This window comes from Nocardia asiatica NBRC 100129 (genome assembly GCF_000308415.1).
GTDB classification, from domain to species: domain Bacteria; phylum Actinomycetota; class Actinomycetes; order Mycobacteriales; family Mycobacteriaceae; genus Nocardia; species Nocardia asiatica.
In genome coordinates, this window is record NZ_BAFS01000284.1 from 1 (window position 1) to 13,325 (window position 13,325).

Here is a 13,325-nt window from a genome sequence, read left to right on the forward strand (position 1 = left end):
TGGCGCCGGTCCGGGGCTGGGGTCCCCCTCGCGGGAGTGGGAAGCGACGCGCCTCACGTCGCGGCCTCCGGCATGGGAATGTGGAGTGGTGACCTCCCTACGCATCCGGAACATCGTCGGGGTGCTCACCGCGTTGCTGGTGGTGTGCGCCGCAGTTCTCACGGCAGGCGTGGTCGGCGGCGGCCCCGGCAGGATCGATCGCGGCATCGCCGATTGGGCCATCGCGCAGCGCAACGATGCGCTGACCCCGGTCGCCGTGGTGGTCAGCGTGCTGGGCGGCACGCTCGCCATGACGGCCCTGGCCACCGTGACCTGCCTCATGTTGTCCTGGCGGCGGCGCTGGACCTCGGCGGCGCTCGTCGCGGTCGCCGGGCTGGGCGGCGGATTGCTGGTCCGGGGCGGCAAGCGGCTGACCGACCGCGACCGGCCGCCCGTCGAGGACCACCTGATCAGCGTGTCCAACCAGGCTTATCCGTCCGGGCACGGCATGGGCTCGTTCGTCGTGGTCGGCATCGTCCTGGTGGTCGCGCTCCCCGGCCTGCACGGCCCCCTGATGCGCGCCTGCGCGGCGATCGCCGCCGTGGTGTTCGTCGCCGCGGTCGGCCTGTCGCGCATCTACCTCGGCGTCCACTGGACCACCGACATTCTCGGCGCCTGGTGCTTCGGGGCGCTGTGGCTCATCCTCTGCCTGACGGTCTACCGCTATCTCGTGCCCGCCGGCGAGCCGGTGGACGGTCAGCGGAATTCCACCGACGGAAGCGGACCGGCCACGAAGCCGGACGCGCCCGATGAGGTCGGAACGCCTTCCGAGCACCGGCGGGCATAGGCCGATACCAGCCTCGCCACGGCCTGCCTACCGCCCCGGAAGCGATGCAGACTGCTCGCATGATGCGATACCGACTGTTCGGCCGGACCGGCCTGCGCGTGTCCGAACTCGTCCTCGGCACCATGGCGATCGGCGATGCCGACGAGTACCGGCGGATTCTGCACGTGTTCGCCGATGCCGGAGGCAACTTCGTGGACACCGCCTCGGCCTACGGTGCGAGCGAGGAAATGCTCGGCACAGTGCTCGACCGCCGCGATCGCTTCGTCATCGGCACCAAGTACACGCTGACCCGCGACGCGAGCGACCCCAACGCCTCCGGCAACCACCGCAAGAACCTGGTCACATCACTCGAACAGAGTTTGCGACGACTGCGCACCGACTACATCGACGTCTACTGGGTGCACGTATGGGACCGGCACACTCCGATCGAGGAGACGATTCGCGCGCTCGACGAGGTCGTGCGCACGGGCAAGGTGCTCTACATCGGCATCTCCGATGCCCCCGCATGGGTTGTGGCGCAGGCGAATACGCTCGCCCATTGCCGCGACCGGACAGCCTTCGCCGGTCTGCAAGTGCCCTACAACCTGCTGCAACGCGATGTCGAACGGGAACTGCTACCGATGGCCGAAGCGTTCGGGATGAGCGTGACCACCTGGGCTCCGCTGGCTCGCGGGGTCCTCTCCGGCGCGACAGGACGACGCGCCGACCCCGCCCGATTCACCGATCGCGAACGCGCCGCAGCCGCGGCGGTCGAGACCGTCGCGGCGGAACTCGGCGTGCCCCCGGCCCATGTGGCGATCGCCTGGACCCGGCGACGGTCACCCGCCGTCCTACCTCTGATCGGCGTCAGCACCGCGGACCAGCTGACGCAGAATCTCGGTGCCGTCGAGCTGACGTTATCCGACGAGGTCGCCGCCGTCCTCGAGGCGGCAGTCCCGTTCGAACTCGGATTCCCCGGCGACTTCATTTCCGAATGCGACCGGTCTCCGCATGTCTACGGCGACACCGTGCGGCGCGTCGACGCCCACCACGCCCGAGCGGGATTCCGCGACTGACCGACGGGCACCCTGATCCGATTCATCCGGAACCCAGGTCCGCGCGCGCCTGCTCAGCGATCTCGTTGATGCTGGTCTCCTTCGAGTACTTCTCGATCGCCGCGAGGCCCACAGCCGCGACCCGGCGCCATTCGTCGTCGTCGGTGAGTTCGCCCGACCGTTCATCGAGATGCTTCTTGACCACCATCAAGGAGGAGTCGGCGGGCTCGAACATCAGTGCGCTCAGTTCGCGGTCCCGGCGGGCGAGGGTGGGGCCCATCTCGCTGCCGACGATCCGCACGGCGGCTTCGGCCCGCATATGCGCTCGCAGTGGTTCATGAAGATCGCTCAGCTCCGAGGCGATGGTGGCGTAATTGGGCGGGCGCGCCTCCAACGCGGCGCGAATCCGACCCAGTTGGGCGGCGAAGTCCATAACAGACGAGACATAAGCGACATACGCTTCGCGGCGATCCTTCCGCACGGCCTGCGCAGCCGCGAAGCGCTCCTGTCGGTTCATCTCCGTGCTGCTCACATGGGTGGATGCCCACGCTGACACCCCCGCCGAGATCACCGCCGCAGCCACTGCGGTGACCAGCGCGTATCGCCCACTCCGTGTCGCGACCCGCAGACTGCGCTGTAGTTCCGCCAAGTCGAACGAGGACGCCGGCGCCGAAGGTCCGGCCGGACCCCCGGACCCTTCAAGCCTCTTCGGCGCAGCGTGCTCGTCATTCATGAGCCCAAATTACGTCGCGCGAGGTCTCCGAAGGGGTAGACGCGCAGGTAGCCGAACACCGGACGGAGATCCGGGTACACGGCACTACCTCGCAGACGCGGACCGGCTCTACAGTGCCGTCTCGGCTCTCTCCCTCAGGAAACGCGCGATCCCAGCCTCCGCGATCTCTTTCGCGCGCCCTATGTCGTCGGTTGTCTCCGAATACGAACGGATCAGCTGACCTGCGCCATCGCCCAGAGTGACCCGCAACGTGCCATCGGCTCGGATCACCCGGATGACGGCATATCCGCCGTCGAATGGCTTGGCCAACCAGTGGTCCACGGCGGGGCCGCTCAGCGCCCAACCATCGACGGCATCGACCCTGCGCAGCCGCGACCGGGCGTACTTCGTCGTGTTGTCGGCGGCGCGAAGACGATGTCCGCGCAACTCCTCCACCTTGCGTCGCTGCCCCCGAACGTCTCAGTCCGCTTGCTGCCCTTGGCTGTCGGCTTCCCGTTAGGGGTTTCAGCAGGACCGTTCACTGTGATGGACTTCGGCCAAGACAGTCGTGGCAAACCGATCGAGCCCACGTTGGTGTACGTCGAGGCGTATACCGGGGCGATGTACTACGAACGCGCCGTTATCGTGCGCCGCTATAGAGCAGCGCACCGCATGCTCCGGCAGGTAGCGTTGGACGAGTCGAAGAGCAAGAACCTGCCGCGTCAGGTCGCGAAGGAGTATGCACGGTGAAGGTCGACCTATCCCGAGCTCACTGGTTCAAGAGCAGCCACAGCGGCGGAGGGCAGGATTGTGTAGAGATCGCGTTCCTCGACGGCGGTCATGTGGGCGTTCGAGACAGCAAGGCCCCCTCTAGCCCGGCGCTGGTGTTCACCCCCAGCGAGTGGGACGCCTTCACCGCTGCCGTCGTACACGGGAAGTTCGACAAACCCTCATGACCAGCAAGAGTATGACGGTGATCGGTGGACTGGCGGACGCGACCTGGTTCAAGAGTCGGCGCAGCGGACCCTCCAAGGATTGCGTGGAGGTCGCGTTCCTCGAAGGGGGCCACGTCGGAATGCGTGACTCCAAGAAACCCTCCGGCCCGGCGCTGGTGTTCACCCCCAGCGAGTGGGACGCCTTCACCGCTGGCGTCGTACACGGAGAGTTCGATCGGTCATAGTGACCAACGAGAGTGCGACGGTGATTCCTGACGCAACGGACGCGACCTGGTTCAAAAGCAGCTACAGCGGAGGCCACGGCGATTGCGTCGAGATCGCATTCCTCCGAGGCGGCGGGATCGGTGTCCGCGACTCCAAAGACCCGGCTGGTTCGGCGCTGGTGTTCACACCGAGCGAGTGGGACGCCTTCACGGCTGGTATCGCGAACGGGAAGTTCGACCGACCTTAGCGCGCTCGGCAGGCCCATCGACCCAGTTCACCGGCATCTAGCTGGACTTTTCCCACCCCGCGCGCGGCTTCTGCTACAGTCTCGGTTGGCGCATCTGCGCCCTGCCGATGTAGTTCAATGGTAGAACTTCTGCTTCCCAAGCAGACAGCGCGGGTTCGATTCCCGTCATCGGCTCCATCGAAGGCCCTGGGCCGGCACTCGCCGACCCAGGGCTTTCCGCTTTCGGCCCATCCAACTGCGCTCGTCATCGAGGCTGCGGAGCGGATCTGGGAACCACTGGTGCAGCTGGGCACGGAGACCGGAGCGGAGGCCGTGCAGCCGAACTATTCGTCGAGCAACCGGGTGGCCGTGCGGATCGCCGCTTCGAAACTGCTGCGGTTGCGCGGCTGGTTGATGCCGGGCGGAGAAGGCGAGGCTCCGTGCACCACCTGAATGTCCGCCCCGGTCAACGACATTTTCCGCCAGGCGTGCTGTGCCGGACTGCCGAGCAGGACGACTACGCGCAGCTGGGGAAGCATTCCGAGCATTCGGCGCGTGTAGGGCTCGGCCCTGCCGAGTTCCGAACGCGTCGGCGCGCCGCCCGTAATCGGGAACGGGCAGGCGTTCCAAGCGGTACACCGCGCCCGGTCGAGACCGGCGGCGGCACATGTGCGGAAGAAGTTCTCCGCACCGGCGTCATCGTTGTCCCAGCTGAGAAAACGTCTGTCGCGCAGGTCGGGACTGGCGTCGCCCTCGGGGGCTTTCAGCACGAACAACAGTTCGGCCGCGACACCGCCGAACAGCGGATCTATGTAGGGCAGATTCTCGAAACCGGTATCCGCTTCGATCCGATCGATGAGTTGATTGAGCGCGCGAACATGGGGCATTTCGATCGCGGCCGCGGCCCGTTCACGCCGAATCCGCCGCTCGCGCAGGGCTCGCGGATGAGCGGGAATTCGCATGGGCCACCTCGAGGACCGCCGACAGCGCTACGAGGGTCACCCTACGCGGTGTCGATGCGGTCGCGGGGCGGATCTCGCCCGCGATTCAGGCTGCGCCGTTGGCGGTTTCGGCGTGCAGTCGGCGGAAACGGCTGCCGTGGAAGACAAGTGGGTCGACGTCGGTGCGGGTGGCGATGCGGTGGATGCGCAGGATGACCACGGCGTGGTCGCCCGCTGGGACGTGGGCCTCCTGGACGCCCTCGATCCAGGCGGTGGCGCCCTCGATGAACACGGCGTGCCCCGAGCCGCGGTGCAGCTGGATATCGCGGAAGCGGTCGCCGTCGCGGGTGCCGAGCGAGCGGGCGGCGGCTTGCTGGTCGGTGCCGAGCAGGCTCAGGCCCAGGTGGCTCGCGGCGGCGAGCTTGGGCCAGGTGGCCGAGGAGTTCTGCACGCAGAACGAGACCAAGGGCGGGTCGAGCGAGACGGGAACGAAGGTGCTCACCGCCAGACCGTGCGGGGTTCCGTCGATTTCGGCGCACACCGCGACGACACCGCTGGGGAAATTCGCGAACGCGCGGCGCAGACCGGCTCCGTCGGCGGGGAATTCGAACAGGTCATGCATGATTCGCAGCCTTCGAGCTGTGGGCCAGTGCCTGGGCGACCGAACGCCACCGACCACTGTACCGGTCGATGGCGCCGTCTTCGGCGAATGTGCGATCGGACAGGTAGAGCCCGGGCAACGCCGCGGTGGCTCCGATCTCGACGAGCACGGGCTTGAGCAGCAGGTCGGGCGCCAGCGCGTGGGCCGGTCCGGCGCCGAGCATCACGGGGACCGCGAGCACGCCTTCCAGGCCGGTCCCGCCCTCGAACTGCTCGAGGAACAGCTTCAGCAGCCCGGTGTAGGTCGCCTTGAAGGTGGGACTGGCGAAGACGGCGAGCTCCGAGGCCGCTACGGTCCGCACCGCCTCCGCCACGGCCGGGTCACCCCAGCTGAGCAGCCCCGGACCGAACTCGACCAAGTCGATCACGGTGGGCTCCGCCTCCGGCCGCAGTCCCTTCGCGACCAGCGTGGCCGCGGCCAGGGTGCGCGAGGCCGGTTTCGGATTTCCGACGACGACAGTGACCGTCATTTCGTCTCCTTTCAGATCACACCGTGCAGCGGCGGCGCGGCGGCGTGCAGCAGTGCCCGGCCGATGTGCTGGTATTTCCAGCGCACCGGATCGTGCAGGGTGTGCGTGCGCGCGTTGCGCCAGAAGTGGTGCAGGTTCAGCTCCGCCGCCACGCTGTGCGTTCCGGCGACCTCGAACAGTGCGGCGGACACGTCGTTGGCGGCGCGGTCGGCGAGCACTTTGGCGGTCGCCACGGCCAGCGAAGCCTGCGCGACGCTCTCGGCGCTCGGCTCCGTCCTGGTGGCCTCGTCCACCGCCCATCCGGCCGAGGAGAGGGTGGCCTCCGCGGCGGTTACCGCGACCGACAACTCGCCGAAACGCTGGATCAGCAACGGGTCGTCCACCGCGTTCGCCACCCCGGCCTCGAACCACGGACGGCTTCTCGTGCGCACGAACTCCGTGGCCGCACCGAGCGCGCCCCGGGCGATGCCGGTGTCGATGGCGGCGTGCAGCAGCTGGGCGAACGCACCGTAGCCGGTGGGCGCGCGCACCACGCCGGAGCGGGGAATCACCTGGTCGCGGTCGACCAGCACCTCTTCGAAGGACACCGTTCCGCTGCCGGTGGTGCGCTGCCCGAGCCCGTTCCAGTCGTCCACCACGCGCACGCCGGGCGTGTTCGCGGGCAGGTAGGCGATGTACTCGCCCGGTTCCAGGCCGCTGTGCCCCTCCGGATCGTCCAGCCGGGTCAGCACCGCGAACAGGTCGGCGAACAGCGAACCGGTGCAGTAGTACTTCACGCCGTCGACACGGAACCGGTCACCGACCGGTCGCAGCGTGGTGGATATGTCGGCGATGGTGGCTCCGCCGCGCTCGGATTGTGCGTTGGCGATGCGCCCGCCGTCGAGCACCCGCTCGAAATACCGCCGGTTCTGCCGCGCCGTGCCCGCGAGCCGGAGCAGGTTCACGTACACGAAGTGACTGTGCGGAATCTGCGCGATGTTGGGATCGGCCGTGGCGAGGATTCGCGTCACTTCCGCGACCGCGCTCGGTGGCAGGTCCGCGCCACCGTAGGCCGCGGGCACGGTGATCGCGAGCAGACCGCTGGCCGCCAGCCGATCGACCTCCGCGTACGGCAGCGCGCGATCCCGGTCGCGGTCGGCGGCCCCCGGCGCGAATTCCGCCGCGAGCCGCTGCGCGACCGCGAACGCCTGCCCGGCCGACAGGATGCGATCGGCGGCGACCGCGGTCATCAGTTCACCGCCGCGACCGGCCGCTGCGCGGCTTCCAGCTCGCGCACCAGCGGGAGCACTTTCGCGCCGAAGTACTCGATCTCCTCCTGGAAGTGCAGGAAGCCGCCGAGGATCAGGTCGACGCCGAGCTGCTTGTACGCGACGATCCGCTCGGCCACCTGCTCCGGCGTGCCGATCAACTGGGTGCGGAAACCGTCGTTGTACTGCACCAAGTCTTCGAACGTGGAGTCGGCCCACATGCCCTTGCCGTCCTTGGTGGACGAGCCGGCCTGCCGCACCGCGTCCCGGAAGCCCTCGACCGCGGGCTTGTTCGCTTTGGCGATGATCTCGCGCAAGGTGTCGCGCGCTTCGGCCTCGGTGTCGCGGGCGATGATGAAGCCGTTGAGCCCGAACTTCACTTCGCGGTCGTGCGCGCGAGCGACGGCGCGCAGGTCGTCGAGCTGCTCGGTGACGCCGTCGAAATCCTTGCCGTTGGAGAAGTACCAGTCGGCGTAGCGCCCGCCGTTGCGCCGGGCGGCGGTGGAGTTGCCGCCCTGGAAGAGTTCGGGATTCGGGCGCTGTGGCGTGTTCAGCGGCTTCGGCTTCAGGGTGAAGTCCCGGATGCGGTAGAAGTCGCCGCCGTAGTTCACGTTGTCCTCGGTCCAGATCTTGCGGATCACCTCGAGGAATTCCGCGCTGCGCCGGTAGCGTTCGTCGTGCTCGAGCCAGGGCTCCCCGAGCGCGGTGAATTCGCCCGCGAACCAGCCGGAGACGACATTGATGGCGAACCGGCCATTGGACAGGTGATCGGCGGTGGCGCCGAACTTGGCCAGCACCGCCGGGTGCCACAGCCCGGGATGCACGGCCGCGATGACCTTCAGCCGTTCGGTCGCGCCGAGCAGCGCGAGGCTGAACGAGGTCGATTCGTGCTGGTATTCGGCGCCGTAGGAGGCGGTGTAGCGCACCTGGGACAGCGCGTAGTCGAAGCCGTTGTTCTCCGCGGTCCGCGCGAGCTTCTTGTTGTACTCGAAATCCCAGCCGGTGCGCTGTTCGATGGCACTGGTGACCAGTCCCCCGCTGACGTTGGGCACCCAGTAGGCGAACCGGATCTGCTCGGCGATCTGCTCCGTGGTCATAGCTGCTCCATGGTTTTTCGGGGGTAGCCGTCGGATCGGAGGCCGGACGCCACGCGTGCGTCCGGCGCTCCTTCCACTCCAGCACCGGCCCCGGGTCGGGACGAGGTTTTGAATCTGCGCGATTCGGATCAGGCGTCGGCGAGCGCGGCCGAGTAGTTCGACCTGCTGAACGTGCCCGCGGGCGCGAACCGGCCCAGCAGCGCCGCGGCGTCCTCGCCGGTGACCCGCGTGATGAATTCGTTCGCCGCTTCCGGCGAGTCGACCGGCAGGAACGGCTGCGGACGATGCAGCAGGCCCACCAGCGCCGAGGCGAACGCCGGGTCGACCGCCGCCGCGGCGAAGAAGGCGTTGCCGATCTCGCCCAGCTCGGGATCGCTGAGGAACAGCCTGGTCACCTTGTTGGCCGCGTCGCCACGCGCGGCCAGGAACGCCGCGTACTGCTGCGCGATCCACGTCTCGTCGAACGGTCCTTCGTGCACGGCGGCCGCCGCGACCAGCCGCTGCGCCTGGATCAGGCCGCTCTGCGCACCCTGCCCGGCGATCGGGTCGTAGGCGATGGCGGTGTCGCCGAGCGCGGCGACCAGGTGTCCGCCCGCGGTGCGCCCGACGCCGGACCGCACGACCGGCCGCACCGCGCCCTTAAGCCACGAATGCGGGTCCTCGGGGATGGTCTTCGTGGCCAGCACCTCCGGCAGGTCCCAGTCGATGTAGTCGCGGTAGAGGTCCTGCACGATCCGGTGCGCCGACTCGGCGGAGTCCGCAGCGGCGAAACGCTTCTCCCAGTCGCTGCCCGGACGCGCCCATCCGAGGAACGCCCAGCTCGGCCCCGCGTCCTTGTGCAGGTACGGACCCCACCATCCTTCGCCCTGGTCGGCGAGGATGGAGAAGCCGCTGTGCGCACCGCCCGCGACGCTGCGATGGGCGAAGACGCGCTCGTCGTGGTCGAGCTGGTCGGCCGCGCCGAAATTGCGCGCGGCCGACGGCAGGTATCCGGTCACCACGTTCCAGCCGAGTCCGCCGTTGGTGCGGTGATCGAGCGTCGACAGCCGCGTTCCAGCAGCTTCGCCAGTTCGGTCCAGTAGCCCAGTTCCTTGTAGCGGTGCGACTGGTCGTCGGGGTGCCGCCACAGCCCGGGGGACTGATGGGCGACACAGTTCATGTCGAAGGCGTTGAACCGGATGCGGCGGGTCACCGCGCCGCTCCTCCGGCGCGTTCGCCCGCGCTCCAGGCGAACGGCAGGTCGGCGCCGTTGAGCAGATGATCGCCGATGGCCCGCGCCTTCTGGATCGCCGGGTTGTGCACCGAGATGGTGCGGGCGTTGCGCCAGTGCCGGTCCAACCGCAATCGTTCCGAGACCACCGAAGCGCCGCCCACTTCGAACAGCAGTGACGTGGCGGGCAGCACCAGGTCGATGACGGCGAGCTGAGCCCGAGCCGCGGCGAGTTCGGCCGCCACCACGGCGTTGTCGTCCTTCGCACCGTCGGCCAGCACCTCGTCCAGCACGTCGGCGACGGCGAGCACGCTGGCTTCGGCGGCGAACGCGGCCGCCGAGAGCCGCCCGATCACCTGCTGCACCAGCGGGTCGTGCCGGGGCAGGTCGGCCGCGGAGTGGGTGTAGCCGCGAGTGCGCGCCACGACCCATTCCCGGACGTCGCTCTCGGCGCGTTTGGCGATGCCCGCCAGCACGGCCAGCTGGACCAGTTGCAGGTAGGAGGTCGCGTAGGTCGGGCCGGGCGCACCGTAACCGGGGCCGAGAATCCGATCCTCGGTCACCGCCACGTCGGTGAATTCCGTAGTGCCGCTGGCCGTCAGCCGCTGACCGAAGCCGTCCCAGTCGTCGTGCTGACGCACGCCCTCGGCGTTCGCGTCCACCAGCACTCCGACGCGCTCGCCGTCGCGGTCGGCGGCGGCGAGGATGTGATCCGCGTACAGCGACCCGGTGCTGTAGTACTTCACGCCGTTGAGCAGCCACCGGCCGCCGTCCTCGGTCAGCGTGGTGCGGTAGCGGTCCACCGCGCCGACGCCCGGTTCGGTGATCGCGTTGCCCACCAGCGCGCCCTCGGCCACCGCGCGCAGCCAACGCTCCCGCTGCGGCCCCCGCTGCGCCAGCAACTGATCCTCGACGAACGAGAAGTGCACCCGCAGCGCCTGCGGGAGGTTCGATTCGGCCGCGGCCAGTTCGATGAGCTGCCGGAACAGCTGCCGGACGGTGACGCCGTATCCGCCGTGCTCGACCGGAACCCGCAGCGCCCCGAATTTCGCCGCGCGCAACAGGCCGACCTCGTCGTACGGCAAGGTGCGATCGATTTCCCGCGCTACGGCGCCTTGGGCGATCCGGTCGAAGATCGGGCCGAAGATCGCGTCCAATTCGGCGTCGGTGGTGGATTTCGCCTCGGTGGTCGTCATCAGCCCACGATCGCGCACCCCGGCCGGCGGCTCACGGGTTGCGCGCAGCGCGATCGAAATGCCGGACCGCGCGCTCGGGGCCGAGCCACCGCTCGACGCGGCCGGGCGCAGGTTCGCGAGACCGGCGATTCCGCGGCAGGGCGAGGGCGCCTCGTCGAGCCGCGCTCCCGCGATGTGATTTTCACAGGTGGGAAGGGGAAGGCCGGATGGGCGCGCTGGGACGTTAGCGTGAAAATTCCCGCCCCGACGGGGCTGGCGATCCGCCTCCGGGGCGGGTCAGTGGAAGCGGCGCGAAGGCAAGGTGGATGTCGATACCCGAGGAGCGGACTGCGCAACGACAGTTCGCGTTGCAGGTCTATCAGGAGATGATGAAGACCGGCGCCACCCGCGTGTCCTATGACCCGGACGAGTTCGTCATCCGATACGACGGCGACATGGTGCTCAATCTGAGCAACATCTTCCAGCAGGTGCGGGATCTCGCTGCCGAGGAACGACGCGCCGAGGTGGAGCGGTTCGTCGCCGCGATGCTCGCTCCAGCTCCGACCCTGCAGAGCTGGGACGAGGTCCGTCCGCTGTTGCGGCCCGTGCTGCGGCCGTGCACGTACTTGCTGGAGGATTCCGTTCCCCGGTTGCGGCGGCCCGCTTTCCCGTTCATCGATGAGTTGGTGGCGATCGACGAGCCGGGCCGGATCCGACTCCCGGCACAAGAGCAGGTGCTCGAATGGGGCGTCGACGCGGAGGAGGTGTTCGACGTCGCGCGGCGGAATCTCGCGGAAACGGTCATGACCACCGAGTTCGACGCGGATGCCATCGTCCGCATCATGGTCGACGACGCGAGTTATCTCCCGTCGTGGCTGCTGGTCCCGGGCTGGCTGGCGGCGTGCACCAGTGGCTACCGGCACCGGCCGGTGGCGTTCATTCCGGACCAGACGTCGTTGCTCGTCGCTCCAGGCGAGCCGGAACTGCTCGAGCATCTGTATCAGACCATGGAGCAGGAGGTCCGCGAAGCTGACCGCCCCCTGTCACCACAGGCCTACACAGTCGACGACAACGGGATGGTGATCCCGCTGGATCGGGCGATCACCGAACCGTTGCCACTCGCCGTCGACCGAGCCCGTGTGCTGCTGGCCTGCACGAATTACGGAACGCAGCGTGAGTGGCTGGAGCAGGAATACGAGCTCGGCGGGGACTACGACGACGAGTCCGCGTCCCTCTTCTTCGCCGACATCATGGTGCGGCAACAGGAGGAGGATGATCCGCCGCAGATGCTGACGGTGTGGGGCGAAGGGGTGCACGCGTCGCTGCCCGAGACGGATTACCTCGTTTTCGTCCGTGCGGACATGGAGACGACGCTCATGGTTCCGTTCCGGACGGCGGTCGAGATCACCGGCATCACGCCGATCTCCGGGCTTCGCCCGACGCGATATCGCGCGGTCGACTGGCCCGACCACTCCGCATGGTCCCGCCTTTCGGAGGCGGCTGTGACGCTCGAACCGGTGAACCGTAACTGAGGACGGGCGCCGAGGCCGAACCGCTGTCGGTGCCCGGCGCTACAGTCGCGGCGTGGCTGGTTCGCGATACTCGTTCACGGCGGAGGTGTGGGAACACAAAGGGGACGCCGCCTGGCATTTCGTCTCGCTGCCCGAGGACGTGGCCGACGAGATCGAGGAGCGGTACGCGCATCGTTCGGGCGGGTTCGGGGCGGTGCGGGTGCACGTGGTCGTCGGCGGCAGCCGGTGGTCCACTTCGCTGTTTCCGGACAAGTCGCGGGCCACGTATGTGCTGCCGGTCAAGAAGGCGGTACGGGTGGCGGAAGGACTGGAGGCGGGATCGGCCGCGCGAGTCGAAATCACCGTCGCGCTGTGAGTGGAGCGAAACCGCCGCGCTTGCTCGCGCTCCGCTTCACCGCCACCACCACGATCACGAGCACACCGAGCACCACGCCACCGAAACCCAGCGCGAGCGCGCCGAGCAGCGTGCCGACGAACGACGAACCGAGGCCTTGCCCGATGGCGACCGTCACCTCGGAACTCCCGGCCGTGGTCACGCGATAGGCGCCCGGCTCGGCGGCCTGGAAGGAGAACCCGGCCCGTCCCTCGTGCTTGCCGAAGGAATAGGTGACGCTCGCGTCGTACTTCTGCAAGTCCACGTGATTGCCGCCTGGATCGAGCACCCGCAGGTTGACCGTGCCGGAAGTACCCCGCGACGACGCCTCTGGGTACTCGAAATACACGGTGTACCCGCCGGACTCGGTCAGGTTCACCACACCGGAGCCGGGTACCTTGACGCGCTGGAAGTCATCGATCCGGCCCGAGGTCTGTAGGAAACCGAAGGCTCCCAGCACTACTCCGCCGATGATTCCGAGGGCGATCAGCGCGCCGCCCAGCACGAACCAGCGGGCGGAAGGAGTGATCTGTTGCGGTGTCGGCGATCCCGCCGGGTTCGGCGACGACGGGAAAGGCGGCTGTGACACGGTCGAACCTCGGCTTCCGGTCGACTCCCGCGTCGACGTAGCGACAGCGTACGGTCTGCGTCGCCGCCCCGCT

The 13,325-nt window shown here is 68.4% G+C and carries 18 protein-coding genes, 1 tRNA gene and 1 pseudogene; 9 read left to right on the top strand and 11 right to left on the bottom strand.

All coding sequences use genetic code 11. The annotated features are described in order from the left end of the window. Both ON27_RS27670 and ON27_RS27675 read left to right on the top strand, forming a co-directional pair. A partial coding sequence (locus ON27_RS27670; protein WP_218003043.1) for a phosphatase PAP2 family protein occupies nucleotides 1-826 on the top strand: 826 nt, incomplete at its 5' end. A gap of 59 nt (nucleotides 827-885) precedes the next feature. Continuing rightward, nucleotides 886-1,881: an aldo/keto reductase gene (locus ON27_RS27675; protein WP_218003044.1), complete on the top strand. Its 996-nt coding sequence runs from the start codon at nucleotides 886-888 to the stop codon at nucleotides 1,879-1,881. 22 nt (nucleotides 1,882-1,903) lie between these two features. Here the strand turns inward: ON27_RS27675 and ON27_RS27680 are convergent, their stop codons facing one another. Both ON27_RS27680 and ON27_RS40085 read right to left on the bottom strand, forming a co-directional pair. Continuing rightward, nucleotides 1,904-2,377 (bottom strand): hypothetical protein, encoded by a 474-nt coding sequence (locus ON27_RS27680; RefSeq protein WP_157227364.1) that lies wholly within the window; start codon nucleotides 2,375-2,377, stop codon nucleotides 1,904-1,906. A gap of 324 nt (nucleotides 2,378-2,701) precedes the next feature. Then, nucleotides 2,702-3,019: a hypothetical protein gene (locus ON27_RS40085; RefSeq protein WP_157227365.1), complete on the bottom strand. Its 318-nt coding sequence runs from the start codon at nucleotides 3,017-3,019 to the stop codon at nucleotides 2,702-2,704. Between ON27_RS40085 and ON27_RS44935 the strand changes: the two genes are divergently transcribed. From ON27_RS44935 to ON27_RS27700, 5 genes are all read left to right on the top strand, one after another. Next, nucleotides 3,008-3,322: a Scr1 family TA system antitoxin-like transcriptional regulator gene (locus tag ON27_RS44935; protein WP_245560220.1), complete on the top strand. Its 315-nt coding sequence runs from the start codon at nucleotides 3,008-3,010 to the stop codon at nucleotides 3,320-3,322. The two genes, ON27_RS40085 and ON27_RS44935, sit on opposite strands and share 12 nt — an antisense overlap. Beyond that, nucleotides 3,319-3,528, top strand: a complete 210-nt coding sequence (locus ON27_RS41580; RefSeq protein ID WP_083887840.1) for a DUF397 domain-containing protein — start codon at nucleotides 3,319-3,321, stop codon at nucleotides 3,526-3,528. The genes ON27_RS44935 and ON27_RS41580 overlap by 4 nt, the downstream gene beginning before the upstream one ends. Then, nucleotides 3,525-3,752: a DUF397 domain-containing protein gene (locus ON27_RS27690; RefSeq protein WP_245560222.1), complete on the top strand. Its 228-nt coding sequence runs from the start codon at nucleotides 3,525-3,527 to the stop codon at nucleotides 3,750-3,752. Before ON27_RS41580 ends, ON27_RS27690 begins: the two co-directional genes overlap by 4 nt. 20 nt (nucleotides 3,753-3,772) lie before the next feature. Next, complete coding sequence (locus ON27_RS27695) at nucleotides 3,773-3,979, top strand: DUF397 domain-containing protein (protein ID WP_043734127.1); 207 nt, start codon at nucleotides 3,773-3,775, stop codon at nucleotides 3,977-3,979. Between the two features lie 103 nt (nucleotides 3,980-4,082). Continuing rightward, nucleotides 4,083-4,156 (top strand) — tRNA-Gly (locus tag ON27_RS27700). Between the two features lie 146 nt (nucleotides 4,157-4,302). Here the strand turns inward: ON27_RS27700 and ON27_RS27705 are convergent. From ON27_RS27705 to ON27_RS27740, 8 genes and pseudogenes are all read right to left on the bottom strand, one after another. Next, nucleotides 4,303-4,920 (bottom strand): uracil-DNA glycosylase family protein, encoded by a 618-nt coding sequence (locus ON27_RS27705; RefSeq protein WP_051047047.1) that lies wholly within the window; start codon nucleotides 4,918-4,920, stop codon nucleotides 4,303-4,305. An 85-nt stretch (nucleotides 4,921-5,005) separates the two neighbouring features. After that, nucleotides 5,006-5,521 carry a flavin reductase family protein gene (locus ON27_RS27710; RefSeq protein ID WP_043734090.1) on the bottom strand — a complete coding sequence of 172 codons (516 nt, stop codon included), beginning with the start codon at nucleotides 5,519-5,521 and terminating at the stop codon, nucleotides 5,006-5,008. Next, the gene (locus tag ON27_RS27715) at nucleotides 5,514-6,029 is read right to left on the bottom strand and encodes an NADPH-dependent FMN reductase (RefSeq protein ID WP_043734091.1); all 516 of its coding nucleotides are present in this window, start codon (nucleotides 6,027-6,029) and stop codon (nucleotides 5,514-5,516) included. Before ON27_RS27715 ends, ON27_RS27710 begins: the two co-directional genes overlap by 8 nt. A gap of 11 nt (nucleotides 6,030-6,040) precedes the next feature. Next, complete coding sequence (locus ON27_RS27720; protein ID WP_043734093.1) at nucleotides 6,041-7,258, bottom strand: SfnB family sulfur acquisition oxidoreductase; 1,218 nt, start codon at nucleotides 7,256-7,258, stop codon at nucleotides 6,041-6,043. Beyond that, entirely contained in the window at nucleotides 7,258-8,373 is a 1,116-nt protein-coding gene (sfnG, locus tag ON27_RS27725) for a dimethylsulfone monooxygenase SfnG (protein ID WP_043734094.1), read from the bottom strand. Before sfnG ends, ON27_RS27720 begins: the two co-directional genes overlap by 1 nt. A 128-nt stretch (nucleotides 8,374-8,501) precedes the next feature. Further along, nucleotides 8,502-9,320, bottom strand: a pseudogene (locus ON27_RS27730) (cadherin repeat domain-containing protein); the annotation flags it as partial. Between the two features lie 47 nt (nucleotides 9,321-9,367). Further along, nucleotides 9,368-9,565, bottom strand: a complete 198-nt coding sequence (locus ON27_RS45620) for a hypothetical protein (protein ID WP_043734095.1) — start codon at nucleotides 9,563-9,565, stop codon at nucleotides 9,368-9,370. Next, nucleotides 9,562-10,779: an acyl-CoA dehydrogenase family protein gene (locus ON27_RS27740; protein WP_043734130.1), complete on the bottom strand. Its 1,218-nt coding sequence runs from the start codon at nucleotides 10,777-10,779 to the stop codon at nucleotides 9,562-9,564. The genes ON27_RS45620 and ON27_RS27740 overlap by 4 nt, the downstream gene beginning before the upstream one ends. A 305-nt stretch (nucleotides 10,780-11,084) precedes the next feature. On the opposite strand from ON27_RS27740, the gene ON27_RS27745 reads away from it, so the two are divergent. Both ON27_RS27745 and ON27_RS27750 read left to right on the top strand, forming a co-directional pair. Next, nucleotides 11,085-12,290, top strand: a complete 1,206-nt coding sequence (locus ON27_RS27745) for a DUF1444 domain-containing protein (protein WP_157227366.1) — start codon at nucleotides 11,085-11,087, stop codon at nucleotides 12,288-12,290. 52 nt (nucleotides 12,291-12,342) lie between these two features. Next, on the top strand, nucleotides 12,343-12,645 hold the full coding sequence (locus ON27_RS27750; protein WP_043734098.1) for a DUF1905 domain-containing protein: 303 nt from the start codon (nucleotides 12,343-12,345) through the stop codon (nucleotides 12,643-12,645). On the opposite strand, the gene ON27_RS27755 is transcribed toward ON27_RS27750, so the two are convergent. Continuing rightward, nucleotides 12,629-13,252, bottom strand: a complete 624-nt coding sequence (locus ON27_RS27755; RefSeq protein WP_043734100.1) for a hypothetical protein — start codon at nucleotides 13,250-13,252, stop codon at nucleotides 12,629-12,631. The genes ON27_RS27750 and ON27_RS27755 overlap by 17 nt on opposite strands. Nucleotides 13,253-13,325: the final 73 nt, after the last annotated feature.